We start from the raw sequence: 15,307 nt of genomic DNA on the forward strand, positions 1-15,307 counted from the left end.
GATTTTACTACAAATAAGATTAACGGACCTATAGAAGATGCTGTGGATTTAAGTTACACACGAGCAGGCAACTTCTATCTTGATGATCAGGGTTACCTTGTTACTGCAGACGGCTACTACTTAATTGGTGAAGCTGGTCAAAAAACAAATGCCGGCTTTGGAACGGGTACTAGTAATTCTGCAGGACTTTTACAAATTCCTCTGGATGCAAAGAGCTTTAATATTGGCCCTGATGGAACTGTTTCTTTTGTCGATTCAGGCGGTCAATTACGAGTCAGCGGCCAAATACGCGTAGCGAATTTTGCGAACGACGGAGGGCTTGAAAAAGTTGGAGGAAATCTTTATAAAGAGTCAAGCAACTCAGGAACTATCGATAAAAACAACAATAATACATGGGAACTAGCAGAACTTGATATCCCTGGCCAAAACGGTTCTGCAACAATCATGACCGGATTCCTCGAAATGTCCAACGTAGATCTCGCAGAGGAATTCACAGACATGATTGTTGCACAGCGCGGTTTCCAGTCCAACACAAAAGTGATCACCACTTCAGATGAAATCCTTCAGGAACTGATGAACTTAAAACGATAGGTTAGGGGGCAGGGGGCTGTACCCCGAATAAATTGATTTTACTGACAAGATTAAACGGCAAACCGTTTAGACTGAATGCCATTTATATGGAACAGATAGAGTCCTTTCCCGATACAACCATCACACTGACAAATGGAAAGAAATTTGTAGTGAAGGAATCTGAAGCAGAGGTTGCTGAGAGAATCAAGAAGTTTTACCAGGAGATTCATATCATGCATGCAGCTGCTTCTGCGGAGGTGAAGGAAGATGAATAAAAAACTAATGACGATCATGCTTGTCATTATTACGTCGATCACGCTTGTAGGGGTGACAGCACTTGTTATCGTAACAAATTTCATGGGTACTGCTGAAGCAAAAGAAAAAGGACCATCCATTGATGATGTTATTGCTCAATCCTATGATCTTCCCGAAATCACGACAAATCTCTCAAGCGATAATATTGTCCGGCTTTCCTTCAAGCTTGAAACGGACAGCAAAAAAGCGAAGGAAGAGCTTGAAAAAAGAGAATTTCAAGTAAGAGATATCATTATTTCTGAGCTTTCAAGCATAACGGCCGAAGAACTTGACGGAAAAGAAGGCATGAATGCATTTAAAAAGACCGTGCAAAAACAAGTGAATGAATTACTGCAAAAGGGCGAAATCAAGAAGGTATACACAACCTCCTATATTATCCAGTAATCTTGCAAAAATTCTGTGCGCAGGAGGTGTGAATGATGTCAAGCGAGATACTGTCCCAGAGTGAAATAGATGCCCTGCTGTCTGCAATCTCTTCAGGAGAGATGGATGCAGATGAACTGAAAAAGGAAGAAACGGAAAAGAAAGTAAAGGTTTACGATTTTAAGAGAGCGCTGCGCTTTTCAAAAGACCAAATCAGAAGCTTAACTAGAATTCATGAAAATTTTGCAAGGCTATTGACGACGTATTTTTCCGCTCAGCTCCGCACGTACGTTCAAATTACAGCCGGAGCTGTTGACCAGCTTCCATATGAGGAATTTATCCGTTCAATTCCAAAGATGACCGTATTAAACGTATTTGAAGCAAGACCGCTGAATGGCAGAGTCCTTATGGAAGTAAACCGTAACATCGCCTATGCCATGATGGACAGGCTGATGGGAGGTCATGGTACAGGAATTAGCCACTCGACTTCATTGACTGAGATTGAGACGAAAATTATGACAAACCTGTTTGAAAAATCTCTCGATAATTACAGAGAGGCCTGGGGATCTGTGTATGATATTGAACCTGCGGATATGAAGCTTGAGGTGAATCCGCAGTTTCTCCAACTGGTATCGCCAAATGAAACCGTCGTTGTCATTTCATTAAACACGCAGATCGGCGATACCAGCGGGATGATAAACATATGCATACCGCATGTCGTTCTTGAGCCGATCATGCCTAGGCTGAGCGTTCATTTTTGGATGCAGTCCGAGCGAAAAGAGCCAAAAGAAGCTGAAGTGAACGCTCTTGAAAAGAAAATTCATGGTGCAGAACTTGAGGTAACAGCGGAGCTTGGATATTCAGAAATTACCGTACAGGAGTTTTTGGATATTTCAGCAGGAGATGTCATCCAGCTTGAAACGTCAATAGATCAGCCTTTGATCATTAAAATTGGAGACCAGCCAAAATTCACCGGGCAGCCCGGAAAAATCAGGCGGAAATCGGCTGTGCAAGTGTTGGGACAATACCAAGGGGGGCAAAAAGAAAGTGAGTAACGGGATGTTATCTCAGGATGAAATCGATGCCCTGCTGAATGGCAGCGGGAGCAGCGACTATGATTCTGATAATTTAATAGAAGATTACCTTACATTAATGGAGCAGGACACAATCGGTGAAATCGGAAATATTTCATTTGGAAGTTCTGCAACAGCGCTGTCGACTCTTCTTCAGCAAAAAGTGGACATCACAACTCCGACAGTGTCAGTCATTCAAAGGCAAAAGCTTGCAGATGAATTTCCGCATCCATATGTCGCGATCGAAGTGAATTATACTGAAGGGTTTACAGGAAGCAACCTGCTTGTGATTAAACAGAGTGATGCAGCGATCATCGCGGACTTAATGATCGGCGGCAACGGTGAAATAACAGATACAGAGCTGAATGACATTATGATCAGCGCCGTGCAGGAAGCTATGAATCAAATGATGGGTTCTGCTGCTACATCTATGTCGACGATCTTCAATAAAAAAGTCGATATTTCTCCTCCATCTATAGAACTTCTTGATTTAAAAGGCGGAGAAGGGACAGAGGCGCTACCGCAGGATGATCCTTTTTTGAAGGTTGCATTCAGAATCAAAGTAGGAACTCTGATCGATTCAGAAATCATGCAGCTGCTTCCCCTCCATTTTGCAAAGGGTCTTGTTGATGAACTGATGAATCCGCCGGAACCGGCAGCTGCAATTGAGACAATGCCTAATAAAGCCTATCAGCAGCAGGCGCCGCCTCAAATACCGGTTCAGGAGGAAGAAGTCCACTACAAACCTAGTCCGGTTGAAGTGAAACCGGCAGAATTTTCTTCATTTGACCAGGTGACAGTACCTAAAAGCGACATGAAAAATCTTGATATGCTGCTTGATATTCCGCTTAAAGTAACGGTTGAACTTGGCAGAACGAAGCGTTCAGTGAAAGAGATTCTTGAACTGTCCGCGGGATCCATTATTGAACTTGATAAACTTGCAGGAGAGCCTGTTGATATACTGATCAACAATAAAATTGTTGCTCAGGGAGAAGTCGTAGTCATCGAGGAAAACTTCGGTGTGCGGGTGACAGATATCCTGAGCCAGTCCGAACGCTTAAACAGAATTAAGTAATTTTTAGGGAGAGACGAACATGGCACATAAAATTATGATTGTGGATGACGCAGCTTTTATGAGAATGATGATCAAAGATATTTTGACAAAGAACGGGTTTGATGTGGTTGCAGAGGCTGCTGACGGGGCGCAGGCAGTAGAAAAATACAAAGAACACCATCCTGATCTTGTCACAATGGATATCACGATGCCTGAGATGGACGGAATAACGGCTTTAAAGGAAATTAAAAAAATGAATCCTCATGCACGGGTTATCATGTGTTCTGCCATGGGTCAGCAGGCAATGGTCATTGATGCGATTCAGGCTGGCGCGAAGGATTTTATCGTGAAGCCGTTTCAGGCAGACCGGGTGCTTGAAGCAATCAATAAAACATTAAGCTAAAGGGAGAATATCAGCACGTGAATACAAAATGGCTATGGTTTTTGCTGTCCTTCTGTTTCTGTCTGCTTGTTAATGAGCCCGTTCAAGTTTTTGCCGGACAGGAATCAGGCACCGTTTCTGACTGGGTGAAAAACGACCGGCCTTCAAGTCCTGAAGGCCAGAAGGAAGTCGCGGCTGCTCCCGGGGTATCAGCATGGGATTTTATTAAAATGATTCTTGCTACTGGTTTTGTCCTTTTCTTAATTTATATGCTTATTAAGTTTACAGCGGGAAGAAACAGGCTGAACGCTTCATCCAAATACATAGAGAATCTTGGCGGAACAAATGTGGGGCAGAACAGGAGTGTACAGCTGGTGAAGGTCGGCGGCAGTATTCTTGTCGTCGGGGTTTCAGACAGTGTCCAGCTGCTGAAGGAAATAGATGACGAAGAAGAATGCAAAGAAATTGTCAGGCTTCATGAGGAAAAGTTTATGCAGCACAAGGTTCAGCCGGATTGGGTTAAAAATCTGTCCGGACTAACCGGGGCATCCGGTTCCCGGGAAGAAAAACCTTTGGCTTCATTTAAAGACCAGCTTCTTCGCTTGAGAAATGACCGGCATTCCGCATTTGAAGAAATAAAGAGAAAGGACAGCAAAGAATGAACGAATTTATAGAAATATTCAGCTCAAGCGATGCTGCGAATGTAAGCACATCTGTCAAGCTGCTGCTTTTGCTGACTGTCCTTTCTCTCGCTCCAAGCATTCTGATTTTGATGACATGCTTCACGAGAATCATCATCGTGCTTTCATTTGTCAGGACGTCTCTTGCCACTCAGCAGATGCCGCCTAATCAGATCCTGATCGGAATTGCTTTGTTTTTAACTTTTTTTATCATGGCCCCGGTTTTTTCTGATATCAATCAGCAGGCGCTGACACCTCTATTCAATGAAGAAATCGGTCTTGAGGAGGCATATGATAAGGCATCGCTTCCGCTCAAGGAATTTATGAGCAAACATACAAGGCAGAAAGACCTTGCGCTGTTTCTTCAATATGCCAATCTTGAAAAGCCCAAGTCAGTTGAAGATATCCCTTTGACTGCACTTGTTCCTGCGTTTGCAATAAGTGAGATCAAGACAGCCTTTCAAATTGGATTTATGATTTTCATTCCTTTTTTGGTCATTGATATGGTTGTAGCGAGTATTTTGATGTCTATGGGGATGATGATGCTCCCTCCCGTGATGATTTCTCTGCCATTTAAAATCCTTCTGTTCGTTCTTGTGGATGGGTGGTACCTGGTTGTGAAATCATTGCTTCAAAGCTTTTGAACAGGAGATAAAAGATGAGTTCTGAATTTGTAATTTCTATAGCAGAAAAAGCGATTTATACTACGCTGATTATTTGCGGGCCGCTGCTTGCCATTGCACTGATCATTGGACTTGCAGTAAGTATCTTTCAGGCCACAACTCAAATACAGGAACAAACGCTTGCGTTTGTTCCGAAAATTGTCGGGGTTCTTGTCGGGCTGATTTTTTTCGGTCCATGGATGCTGTCTACGATCATTTCGTACGCACAGGACATTTTGGGCAACCTTGACCGGTTTGTAGGATAAGAGAATGAATGTCATTGAGTATATTCCGGCATTTTTGCTTATTTTTGCAAGAATGAGCGCTTTTTTTGTTACAATGCCGCTGTTTTCATACAGAACGATTCCACAGCAGCACAAAATTGGTTTTTCATTCTTTTTATCAGTCATTGTTTTTTCATCTGTTCAGCCGGAACCTGTAGAAATAGGCGGAGAATTTGTTCTTCTGGTGCTGAAAGAAGTGATAATTGGCCTCATGATCGGGTTTTCTGCTTACTTGATGCTCGCTGCTGTCCAAATCGCCGGAAGTTTAATTGATTTTCAGACGGGCTTTGCTATTGCAAATATTATCGATCCCCAGACAGGCTCTCAAAGTCCGCTGATCGGGCAGTTTCTGAATGTCTTGGCGCTTTTGTTCATGCTGAGCATAAATGCGCATCATCTGCTTTTGGACGGTGTGTTTTACAGCTATCAATTTATTCCTCTTAGAGGAGAATTGTTTCCTCTTGGTGATGGAAGTGCAGCACTATTAATCACGAAAGCATTCAGCGCAATGTTTCTGATCGCGTTCCAAATGTCCTTTCCTGTCGCTGCTTCTCTCTTTTTGGTGGACCTTGCCCTTGGAATCACCGCGCGGACTGTTCCGCAGCTGAATATTTTCGTCGTAGGTCTGCCTCTTAAGATCGGAGTCAGCTTTGTGATGCTTATTCTTGTTATGGGCTCTATTTTTATGCTCATTCAGCATGTGATGGAAATGATGATTGAAACGATGAGAAATTTGATGCAACTTTTTGCCGGAGGCTGACATGGAATTTATAAAACTGGACCTGCAGTTCTTTTCAGGAGAAAAAACAGAAAAAGCCACCCCGAGAAAACGCGAAGACGTCAGAAAAAAGGGGCAGGTTGCAAAGAGTGCAGATGTAAATACAGCCATCGGCCTTCTCACGGTATTCCTTGCCTTTCTGTTTATTGGACCATTTATGATGAAGCAGCTTCTTGCATTGATGAAATCTTCGCTGCAGGAGACCTTGCTGCTTCAATTGTCGGAGAAAAATGTCCATGAATTAATGATGCAGATTGCTGTTCAGTCTGCGTATATGGTCGGACCGATCATGGGTGTTGCCCTGATTGCAGGGATCGCGGGGAATTACTTGCAGGTCGGGTTTTTATTTTCGACTGAAGCAGTGCAGATGAAACTGGAAAAAATCAATCCAATTCAGGGATTTAAGCGGATTTATTCGCTCAGAGCTGTTGTTGAACTGCTGAAATCCATTCTGAAAATTTCGTTTGTCGGGGCTGTCACATTTTCCGTTATCTGGTTTCAGATGGACGGGATTCTGTCGCTTTCAAAGCTGTCGGTTGAAAAAGCGTTTCTATTTGTTTCAAAGCTTGCCTTTCAAATGGGGCTGTTCGCATCCATTGCCCTGCTTTTCCTCTCGCTTCTCGATTATTTTTATCAAAAATATGATTTCGAGAAAAATATCCGGATGTCAAAACAGGATTTAAAAGACGAGTTTAAAAAGTCCGAGGGAGATCCGCTGATCAAGTCGAGAATTAAGCAAAAGCAACGGGAAATGGCAACACGCAGAATGATGCAGGATGTACCGGGGGCTGATGTAGTGATTACAAATCCGACTCATTACGCAATTGCCCTTAAATATGACGAAGATAAAATGGATGCACCGTTCGTTGTTGCTAAAGGAGTCGATTTTGTCGCTCAGAAAATCAAAGAAACGGCGAAAACAAACAATGTGACGATGATTGAAAATCGTCCTTTAGCCAGAGCGTTATACGATCAGGTTGATATCGGCAGGGCTGTGCCGGAAGAGTTTTTTAAAGCGATAGCTGAAATTCTGGCTTACGTGTATCAGCTGAAAAATAAGGGATAAGAACCTGCCATGCCTGCGTTTTCACAGAAAGAGAGGTACCTGATGCAAGCAAAAGATCTAACTGTATTGCTTAGTGTTATTTTAATTGTTGCGATGCTCATTATCCCGTTTCCTACATGGCTGTTGAGCCTGATGATCATGCTTAATATTACGCTTGCTCTTCTAGTGCTGCTTACATCCATGAACATGAAGGAGCCGCTGGATTTTGCCATCTTCCCATCCCTGCTTTTGCTGCTGACCCTTTTCAGGCTGGGGCTGAATGTTTCCACTACCCGTTCCATTCTCTCTAAAGGGGAAGCGGGAGGAGTTGTTGAAACGTTCGGAACCTTCGTTGTCGGAGGAAATGTCCTGGTCGGGTTTGTCGTGTTTTTAATCCTGATCATCATCCAGTTTGTTGTGATCACAAAGGGCTCTGAGCGTGTCTCAGAGGTAGCTGCCCGCTTTACGCTAGATGCGATGCCGGGAAAGCAGATGAGTATAGATGCAGATCTCAACGCCGGTGTCATCTCTGAACAGCAGGCAAGATCACGCCGCGAGAAAGTATCCAGAGAAGCTGATTTCTACGGGGCGATGGACGGTGCGAGCAAGTTCGTAAAGGGAGATGCGATTGCAGGCATCATCATTGTCATCATCAATATGATTTTCGGAATCATTATCGGCATGATGCAGCTAGGCATGGGATTTGGCGACGCTGCATCCCACTTTACAATGCTCACAGTCGGAGACGGGATTGTCAGCCAGATTCCTGCGCTGCTTATCTCCACTGCAACGGGTATTGTCGTAACAAGAGCAGCTTCAGACGGAAATCTGGGATCGGATATTACAAGTCAGCTTTTCGCCTATCCGAAAATGATGTATGTAGCTGCAGGAACGATTTTGCTTCTTGGATTGTTTACGCCAATCGGATTGTTTGTCACAGTGCCGATCGCTGCCGCTTTTGGAGCAGGAGGTTACTTGATTTCCAAAAAAGAGAAACTCCCTGAAACAGAAGAAGCCGCTGAGGAAGAGATTGAACTGGATGAAATGAAATCACCGGAAAGTGTCGTGCAGCTGCTGAATGTGGATCCGATTGAGTTTGAATTCGGCTATGGCCTTATACCGCTTGCAGATGCAAATCAAGGCGGAGACCTGCTTGACCGGATTGTCATGATCAGAAGACAGCTTGCCATTGAACTGGGCCTTGTTATTCCTGTTGTCCGCATCCGTGACAACATTCAGCTTCAGCCGAATGAATACAGACTTAAGCTGAAAGGGACCGAGGTCGCGAAAGGCGAAATTCTTCTCGACCATTTCCTCGCAATGGCTCCAGGTATTGAAGATGATTCAATTGAAGGAATCGGTACGATTGAACCTTCCTTCGGGCTGCCTGCAAAATGGATAACGGAAGAAAATAAAGATGCGGCGGAAATGTTCGGTTATACAGTTGTTGATCCTCCGTCCGTTGTATCGACTCATATGACAGAAACGATTAAAAGACATGCGCACGAGCTGCTTGGAAGACAGGAAACGAAACAGCTGCTTGATCATCTTAGGGAAACGTATCCTATTCTTGCTGAAGAGGTTACGCCTTCCCCGCTTGCCATCGGAGACATTCAGAAGGTGCTTTCCAAGCTTTTAAAAGAAAAAGTATCCATCCGCAATCTGCCGGTTATCTTTGAAGCACTTGCTGACTACGGGAAATTGACATCAGATCCTGATCTGCTCTGCGAGTATACGAGACAGGCACTTGCAAAGCAAATTACGGGACAGTATACAGCCGGAGATACTTTAAAAGTAGTCACTCTGTCAGGGAAAGTCGAAAAAGCAGTAGCTGACGGTGTTCAGCAGACTGAGCACGGGAATTATCTTGCGATGGATCCGGATCTTTCTCAGGCCATTATTGAATCCATTGCTAAAGAAGTAGAACAGCTTTCCCTGCAGGAGCAAACACCGATTCTGCTCTGTTCTCCTGCAGTAAGGATGTATGTAAGGCAGCTGATTGACCGTTACTTTCCTCAGCTTCCTGTGCTTTCCTACAATGAGCTTGAGGCAAATGTTGAAGTTCAGAGCGTTGGGTTGGTGAATATTGCATGAAGGTAAAAAAATTTCTTGCAGCAAATATGCAGGAAGCCATGCAGCAAATTAAAAATGATCTTGGCAAGGATGCTGTTATCTTAAGCTCCAAGCATGTTTATAAAGGAGGAATACTCGGTTTCTTTGCCCAAAAAAAGGTAGAAGTCATCGCAGGGCATGATCCGGACCCTGTCTTCAGGACAATGCCGGCTCCTAAAAAGGAGCCGGCGCAGGAAATCCTTTCAGAAACCTCTCTGCTGACCGAAATGAGAGAAGTGAAGAGCCTTGTAAAATCGCTCCGTGAACAAGAAGAAGCGGACAATCTGCCTCAAGAGCTGAAAGAGCTTGAACGGTTTCTGGCTGAAAAGGAAGTGCAGGGAAGAGCAGACATTCTCTCTGAATTAAGAGAATTGGAGGGGGAACGTACCCTGCAGGACTTGGTGCTGAAAGCATCTGAAGTCATGGCCGAGAAACTGGCGGCTTTCCCCTTTAATGGGATCTCTCATGAGAAAAAATATATTTTGGCCGCGGGTCCTACCGGAGTTGGGAAAACAACCACTCTTGCAAAGCTTGCAGCTGAAAGCATGTTAAAAGAAAAGAAAAAAATTGCCTTTATCACAACTGATACATACAGAATTGCAGCGATTGACCAGATCAGAACGTATGCAGGTATTTTAAATGCTCCGCTCAAAGTCTGCTATACCGCTGAAGATGTGAAGGAAGCAAAAGAAAGCCTTGCTGAAATGGATGCCGTATTTATTGATACAGCCGGAAGAAACTACAGGAACAAAGAGTTCGTTCAGGAATTAAAGGATCTGTTTGGAGCAAATGATGACACAGAAACCTTTCTTGTGCTCTCGGCTGCTTCCAAGTACAGCGACATGCAGGAGATCTACCTGAATTTCAGTGCAATGAATCCGGAAAAGCTGATCTTTACAAAAATAGATGAAACAGCCGCTAAAGGTTCCCTGTATGATTTCGTTCAGTTTGCCGGGCTTGGCGTTTCATACATTTCTAATGGCCAGAACGTTCCTGATGACATTATGCCGGCTTCCCCAAAAATGATGGCAGAGGAGATTATGAGGTAAAAATGGATCAGGCAGAGCAGTTAAGAAGACAGATCTTTAAGACAGAAAACAAAACCGCCAAGGCGATTGCCGTGCTGAGCGGAAAAGGAGGAGTCGGAAAATCGGGCTTCACCGTAAATCTTGCAGCACAGCTTTCCGTACGGGGAAAACGGGCGCTTATTTTAGATCTTGATATTGGCTACGGAAATATCGATCTCTTAATCGGGGAATCCAGCAGACATTCCATGATTGATTTTTTTCAGGGAGAAAAGAGGCTGAGTGAGATCATCTGCAGAAGCAGTGCCGGTTTTGACTACATTTCAGGAGGTACAGGACTTTCGCATGTAGTTTCCCTAAATGAAAACCAGCTTTCGGCCTTCTCGCAAGAACTTGACCAGGCATTTTGCACATACGATTATCTGCTGCTTGATCTTGGTGCAGGAATGACATCTGACAGCTTAAAGTTTGCCATGAGTGCTGATGAGCTGGCAGTTGTGACGACACCTGAGCCGACTGCGATAACAGATGCTTACTCAGCGATTAAGGTCATAAGCTTCCATGAAAAATCCATACCTGTTTCCATTGTTGTCAATAAAGCCAATGACGAAAAAACAGCCCGATTAACATTTGCCAGAATGCAGTCGGCTGTCACCCGTTTTATTGAAAGAGAGGTATCTTTTGCAGGCTGGATGCCAGAGGATCCACTCGTATCAGAAGCCGTAAAAAGGCAGGTGCCATTCAGCATATTGTTTCCTAAATGCCCGGCTTCGCGCGGAATTTGCAGGATTGCTGAAAGCATGGTTTCTGCACCCTCTTCAGAGGCACCGAAGCAAAAACCATCATTTTTTTCCAGAGTGTCACAGCTCTTCAGGGGAGGCGGAGAATAAATGAATAAAACGTCTGTTCTAGTTGTGGATGATTCTGCATTTATGCGGAAACTGATTGCCGGTTTCCTGAATGAAAGCGGTACGTGCTATGCTGCCGGCACAGCAAGAAACGGAGAGGATGCACTCGAAAAAGTGAAGGCGCTGAATCCGGATGTAGTGACGCTGGATATAGAAATGCCTGGTATGGACGGACTTCAGACACTGAAGAGAATCATGGAGGGAACGCCAAAGCCGGTTATCATGTTTTCAGGCATGACGCAGCGGGGAGCGGATCTCACGATTCAATCTCTTCAAATGGGAGCGGTTGATTTTATTCCTAAACCTTCCGGGGCAATCTCGCTTGATCTGCATAAAGTGAAGGACGACCTGATCAGAAAGGTTGAAATGGCTGGCCAGCTGAAAATGAAGTCCATCACTGTTAACGAAAGAAACAGGCCTTTTAACGAAAGGAAAACGTCCAGACTGAACAGCAGCATGAAAGTCATCTGCATTGGCACATCAACAGGAGGACCAAGAGCGCTGCAGCAGGTACTGCCAAAGCTTCCGGCCGATTTGAACGCACCGGTCTTTGTTGTGCAGCATATGCCGGAAGGCTTTACCGCCTCGCTTGCAGCGCGGCTTGACACGTTATCGCGTCTTACTGTTAAAGAGGCAGAAGACGGGGAACTTGTTAAAAAGGCTACAGCCTATATTGCACCTGGCGGAACTCACATGAAAGTGGAAGAATCAAAGTCCGGGCTTGTGATCAGACTCAGCAGGGAAAGCCTCAACACGGCTCACAGACCTTCTGTTGATGTATTGTTTGAATCGCTCAGCCTGATCAAAAATGTGCACAAAATTGCTGTGATCATGACAGGAATGGGTTCAGACGGATCGGAAGGACTGAAAAAATTAAAGAAGTCCGGATCTCTTCATGCCATCTCAGAATCCGAAAAGACATCCGTTGTATTCGGAATGCCCAAAATGGCAGTTGAGACAAATGCAGTTGATGCAGTTGAACATCTGGAGGATATTGCTGATGCGATTCTTAAATCAGTTCAATCATAAACCGGAAATATTCGCAGTCTAAGGGGAGTAATTCAAAATGGATATGAATCAATATTTAGATGTCTTTATTGAAGAAAGCAAAGAGCATCTGCAGTCCTGCAGCCAAAAGCTCCTGGAACTTGAGAAAAATCCTGAAGATTCAGCTATTGTAAATGAAATCTTCAGGTCGGCTCACACGTTAAAAGGCATGAGTGCAACGATGGGATATACGGACCTTGCAAATCTGACTCACCATATGGAAAACGTGCTTGATGCCATTCGTCACGGAAAGCTGTCTGTTAAGCCTGCTGTCCTTGATGCCGCATTTGAAGCTGTTGATCTTCTCGAAGAGATGGTTCTTTCCATTGCAGGCGGAGGAAACGGAAAAAAAGACGTGCTCCAAATTATTGAAAAGTTTAAAAAGCTAGATGGCACTGAAGAACAGCCTGTGCTGCCTGTTCAGACCGAACCGATGATCCTTGATGATTTTGAACGCACAGTCATCCAGCAGGGGGCAGAGCAGGGGTATCAGCCTTACGAGATTACTGTTTTTCTGAGAGAGGACTGTCTTTTAAAAGCAGCAAGGGTTTTCATGATTTTTGAGCTTGGTGAAAAACTTGGCGAGATCATTAAATCTGTTCCGGCAGCGGACATGCTTGAGGAGGAAAAGTTCGATTCAGCCTTCAGTTTGATTTTCGTTTCAAAAGAGCAGCCGGAAGCCATTCAGTCGCAGATGATGAAAGTTTCAGAGGTTGAGAGAGTCGAAATCAGCCCGCTTGCACTTGATCAGTCCGTCTTTATTGAAAAGGACGCAGATAAGCTTGCAGCAGAGTCTGAGGCTGAAGCTGAGACGGCAGCTGCAAAGGTTTCAGGAAGTTCAAAGACAATCCGTGTGAACATTGAGAGACTCGACAGCCTGATGAACCTGTTTGAAGAGCTTGTCATTGACAGGGGACGCCTTGAACAAATTTCAAAAGATCTGAAAAACAGCGAACTCAATGAAACAGTAGAACATATGAGCCGCATATCCGGAGATCTGCAGACCATTATTTTAAACATGAGAATGGTGCCTGTTGAAACAGTATTTAATCGTTTTCCGAGGATGGTCCGCCAGCTGGCGAAGGATCTGAACAAAAAAATTCATCTGTCTGTTACTGGAGCTGAAACAGAACTTGACAGAACAGTCATTGATGAAATTGGCGATCCTCTCGTCCATTTATTAAGAAATGCGCTTGATCACGGAATTGAAACACCTGAGCAGCGGAGGATGAATGGTAAACCTGAAGAAGGAAACGTCGCCTTAAAAGCCTACCACAGCGGTAATTATGTCTTTATTGATATAGAAGATGACGGGGCCGGCATAAGCAGGCAGAGGATCTTGAAAAAGGCATTAGAGCGCGGGCTTGTCACTGAAAGAGATGCCCTAGACTTGTCTGATGAACAGGTTTATGACTTCATGTTTGCATCAGGATTTTCTACGGCGAGCACCATTTCAGATGTTTCAGGCAGAGGCGTGGGTCTTGATGTTGTCAAAAATACGATTGAATCACTTGGAGGCAGCATAACCATTCAGTCAAGGGAAGGATTTGGCTCACTGTTTTCCATCCAGCTTCCGCTGACTTTATCCATTATCTCAGTGCTGCTTGTGAAGCTTGCAAATGAGACATTTGCGATTCCGATTTCTTCTATTATTGAAACAGCGGTAATCAGAAGAGATGAAATTTTGAGTGCTCACAACCAGAAAGTCATCGATTACAGAGGGAAAATTGTTCCTCTTGTTTCACTGAAGGAAATTTTAGAGGTCCCTTGCGACCCGTATGATGACTCGCACCTTGCGATCGTCATCGTCAAAAAAGGCGACCGGCTTGCGGCCCTGATGGTGGATTCTTTTATTGGCCAGCAGGAGATTGTGCTCAAACCCCTCGGAAACTACTTGAATTCTGTTTTTGCTGTTTCAGGAGCTACGATTTTAGGAGACGGACAAGTAGCCCTTATTATCGACTGCAACGCCCTGATTAAATAGCCGGAAGGGAGAGAAGAAACGTGAATGATACGCTTGAGAAAATGATTGTTTTTCAGCTTAATAACAAAGAATACGGCATTGCTGTCGGAAAAGTGCGATCAATAGAAAAAATGCAGACTATCACGCGTGTGCCAGGAACTGATTCTTTTGTAAGAGGGGTCATGAACTTGAGGGGGATTGTTACTCCTGTGATCGATCTGAGAACGCGATTTGGGCTTGCGCAGGAAGAATTGTCTGAAAGCAGCCGGATTATTGTCGCTGCTCTTGATTCATATGAAGTCGGTTTTATCGTTGATTCAGCAAATGATGTCATTGATCTGTCGCCTGAAGAGCGTGAGCCTGCACCTGAAGTTGCAGGAGCAGAAGAGGCGGAATACATTGTCGGCGTTGCAAAATCAGGCAAACGCCTGATCATTCTTCTGGATCTGAATAAGGTTTTAGCAGATACATCACATTTTCCTGCAAGCAGCAAACGGAATGTTCAGCATGCATAATCCGCGATGGAAGCCTTTGGAATGGACAGACAGGAGCGAATGATCAAGGTTGGAATTGCTGAAAAAAACATCGTTTCACAGCCATATTTAATAAGAACTTCCGGACTTGGCTCATGTGTAGGACTTGTTCTGTACGATGAGGAAAAAAAAACAGCCGGCCTCGTACACATCATGCTGCCTGATTCCTCCTTGTCCCGCACAGGAGAATACAGTCCTTCCAAATATGCGGATACAGCTGTAAAGGACCTGGCTGAAAAATTAGCAGAAAGAGGGTGCAGAAAGGGTGCTTTGAAAGCAAAGCTTGCAGGCGGAGCGCAAATGTTCCCTTTTCAGCCTTCGGGGATGCTCAACATCGGGGCAAGGAATGTGGCCGCCGTTTTAGAGCAGCTGGATATATTGAAAATTCCTGTAATCAGCATGGATACTGGGGGAAGCAGCGGGAGAACAATCGAGTTTAATCCCGCAACAGGAAAGCTTTCTATTTTCACAGTCAATCAATCTGCAAAAACGATCTGACAGACACCGAAAATA

18 protein-coding genes are annotated in these 15,307 nt (G+C 44.4%); all 18 read left to right on the top strand.

Annotated features, from left to right (window positions below; all coding sequences use genetic code 11):
- Positions 1-42: 42 nt before the first annotated feature.
- The 18 genes from JOJ89_RS21380 to JOJ89_RS09555 are packed head-to-tail and all read left to right on the top strand — an operon-like array spanning position 43 to position 15,292.
- Complete coding sequence (locus JOJ89_RS21380; protein WP_481825274.1) at positions 43-591, top strand: flagellar hook-basal body complex protein; 549 nt, start codon at positions 43-45, stop codon at positions 589-591.
- Between the two features lie 32 nt (positions 592-623).
- On the top strand, positions 624-845 hold the full coding sequence (locus tag JOJ89_RS09475; protein ID WP_029281320.1) for a flagellar FlbD family protein: 222 nt from the start codon (positions 624-626) through the stop codon (positions 843-845).
- A complete protein-coding gene (gene fliL, locus JOJ89_RS09480) occupies positions 838-1,269 on the top strand; it encodes a flagellar basal body-associated protein FliL (protein WP_029281318.1) in 432 nt (143 codons plus the stop codon). The genes JOJ89_RS09475 and fliL overlap by 8 nt, the downstream gene beginning before the upstream one ends.
- A 35-nt stretch (positions 1,270-1,304) precedes the next feature.
- A complete protein-coding gene (fliM, locus tag JOJ89_RS09485; RefSeq protein WP_029281316.1) occupies positions 1,305-2,303 on the top strand; it encodes a flagellar motor switch protein FliM in 999 nt (332 codons plus the stop codon).
- Between the two features lie 4 nt (positions 2,304-2,307).
- On the top strand, positions 2,308-3,396 hold the full coding sequence (gene fliY / locus JOJ89_RS09490) for a flagellar motor switch phosphatase FliY (RefSeq protein ID WP_035206634.1): 1,089 nt from the start codon (positions 2,308-2,310) through the stop codon (positions 3,394-3,396).
- A 19-nt stretch (positions 3,397-3,415) separates the two neighbouring features.
- The gene (locus JOJ89_RS09495) at positions 3,416-3,778 is read left to right on the top strand and encodes a chemotaxis protein CheY (protein ID WP_029281312.1); all 363 of its coding nucleotides are present in this window, start codon (positions 3,416-3,418) and stop codon (positions 3,776-3,778) included.
- Positions 3,779-3,795: 17 nt separating this feature from the next.
- The gene (locus tag JOJ89_RS09500; protein WP_242524682.1) at positions 3,796-4,419 is read left to right on the top strand and encodes a flagellar biosynthetic protein FliO; all 624 of its coding nucleotides are present in this window, start codon (positions 3,796-3,798) and stop codon (positions 4,417-4,419) included.
- The gene (fliP, locus tag JOJ89_RS09505; RefSeq protein WP_029281308.1) at positions 4,416-5,081 is read left to right on the top strand and encodes a flagellar type III secretion system pore protein FliP; all 666 of its coding nucleotides are present in this window, start codon (positions 4,416-4,418) and stop codon (positions 5,079-5,081) included. Before JOJ89_RS09500 ends, fliP begins: the two co-directional genes overlap by 4 nt.
- Positions 5,082-5,095: 14 nt before the next feature.
- Positions 5,096-5,365, top strand: a complete 270-nt coding sequence (gene fliQ / locus JOJ89_RS09510) for a flagellar biosynthesis protein FliQ (protein ID WP_029281306.1) — start codon at positions 5,096-5,098, stop codon at positions 5,363-5,365.
- Positions 5,366-5,369: 4 nt separating this feature from the next.
- Positions 5,370-6,143 (top strand): flagellar biosynthetic protein FliR, encoded by a 774-nt coding sequence (gene fliR, locus JOJ89_RS09515; protein ID WP_029565609.1) that lies wholly within the window; start codon positions 5,370-5,372, stop codon positions 6,141-6,143.
- 1 nt (position 6,144) lies between these two features.
- Positions 6,145-7,227 (top strand): flagellar biosynthesis protein FlhB, encoded by a 1,083-nt coding sequence (gene flhB / locus JOJ89_RS09520; RefSeq protein WP_029281302.1) that lies wholly within the window; start codon positions 6,145-6,147, stop codon positions 7,225-7,227.
- A 42-nt stretch (positions 7,228-7,269) separates the two neighbouring features.
- Complete coding sequence (flhA, locus tag JOJ89_RS09525; RefSeq protein ID WP_203290163.1) at positions 7,270-9,300, top strand: flagellar biosynthesis protein FlhA; 2,031 nt, start codon at positions 7,270-7,272, stop codon at positions 9,298-9,300.
- A complete protein-coding gene (gene flhF / locus JOJ89_RS09530) occupies positions 9,297-10,367 on the top strand; it encodes a flagellar biosynthesis GTPase FlhF (protein WP_203290164.1) in 1,071 nt (356 codons plus the stop codon). The genes flhA and flhF overlap by 4 nt, the downstream gene beginning before the upstream one ends.
- 2 nt (positions 10,368-10,369) lie before the next feature.
- Entirely contained in the window at positions 10,370-11,233 is an 864-nt protein-coding gene (locus JOJ89_RS09535; protein ID WP_203290165.1) for a MinD/ParA family protein, read from the top strand.
- Positions 11,234-12,280 (top strand): protein-glutamate methylesterase/protein-glutamine glutaminase, encoded by a 1,047-nt coding sequence (locus tag JOJ89_RS09540; protein ID WP_203290166.1) that lies wholly within the window; start codon positions 11,234-11,236, stop codon positions 12,278-12,280.
- A 37-nt stretch (positions 12,281-12,317) separates the two neighbouring features.
- On the top strand, positions 12,318-14,282 hold the full coding sequence (locus JOJ89_RS09545) for a chemotaxis protein CheA (RefSeq protein ID WP_203290167.1): 1,965 nt from the start codon (positions 12,318-12,320) through the stop codon (positions 14,280-14,282).
- 41 nt (positions 14,283-14,323) lie between these two features.
- A complete protein-coding gene (locus JOJ89_RS09550) occupies positions 14,324-14,776 on the top strand; it encodes a chemotaxis protein CheW (RefSeq protein ID WP_203290303.1) in 453 nt (150 codons plus the stop codon).
- 21 nt (positions 14,777-14,797) lie between these two features.
- Positions 14,798-15,292: a chemotaxis protein CheD gene (locus JOJ89_RS09555; protein WP_203290168.1), complete on the top strand. Its 495-nt coding sequence runs from the start codon at positions 14,798-14,800 to the stop codon at positions 15,290-15,292.
- Positions 15,293-15,307: the final 15 nt, after the last annotated feature.

Source organism: Metabacillus sp. cB07 (assembly GCF_016839225.1).
In the GTDB taxonomy this organism is placed as follows: Bacteria; Bacillota; Bacilli; order Bacillales; family Bacillaceae; genus Bacillus_P; species Bacillus_P indicus.

Excerpts from the sequence above, each read along its gene's own strand:
- fliL (WP_029281318.1), top strand. The coding sequence starts at position 838 with ATGAATAAAAAACTAATGACGATCATGCTTGTCATTATTACGTCGATC.
- fliM (WP_029281316.1), top strand. The coding sequence starts at position 1,305 with ATGTCAAGCGAGATACTGTCCCAGAGTGAAATAGATGCCCTGCTGTCT.
- fliY (WP_035206634.1), top strand. The coding sequence starts at position 2,308 with ATGTTATCTCAGGATGAAATCGATGCCCTGCTGAATGGCAGCGGGAGC.
- JOJ89_RS09495 (WP_029281312.1), top strand. The coding sequence starts at position 3,416 with ATGGCACATAAAATTATGATTGTGGATGACGCAGCTTTTATGAGAATG.
- fliP (WP_029281308.1), top strand. The coding sequence starts at position 4,416 with ATGAACGAATTTATAGAAATATTCAGCTCAAGCGATGCTGCGAATGTA.
- fliQ (WP_029281306.1), top strand. The coding sequence starts at position 5,096 with ATGAGTTCTGAATTTGTAATTTCTATAGCAGAAAAAGCGATTTATACT.
- fliR (WP_029565609.1), top strand. The coding sequence starts at position 5,370 with ATGAATGTCATTGAGTATATTCCGGCATTTTTGCTTATTTTTGCAAGA.
- flhB (WP_029281302.1), top strand. The coding sequence starts at position 6,145 with ATGGAATTTATAAAACTGGACCTGCAGTTCTTTTCAGGAGAAAAAACA.
- flhA (WP_203290163.1), top strand. The coding sequence starts at position 7,270 with ATGCAAGCAAAAGATCTAACTGTATTGCTTAGTGTTATTTTAATTGTT.
- flhF (WP_203290164.1), top strand. The coding sequence starts at position 9,297 with ATGAAGGTAAAAAAATTTCTTGCAGCAAATATGCAGGAAGCCATGCAG.
- JOJ89_RS09535 (WP_203290165.1), top strand. The coding sequence starts at position 10,370 with ATGGATCAGGCAGAGCAGTTAAGAAGACAGATCTTTAAGACAGAAAAC.
- JOJ89_RS09540 (WP_203290166.1), top strand. The coding sequence starts at position 11,234 with ATGAATAAAACGTCTGTTCTAGTTGTGGATGATTCTGCATTTATGCGG.
- JOJ89_RS09545 (WP_203290167.1), top strand. The coding sequence starts at position 12,318 with ATGGATATGAATCAATATTTAGATGTCTTTATTGAAGAAAGCAAAGAG.
- JOJ89_RS09550 (WP_203290303.1), top strand. The coding sequence starts at position 14,324 with ATGATTGTTTTTCAGCTTAATAACAAAGAATACGGCATTGCTGTCGGA.
- JOJ89_RS09555 (WP_203290168.1), top strand. The coding sequence starts at position 14,798 with ATGGACAGACAGGAGCGAATGATCAAGGTTGGAATTGCTGAAAAAAAC.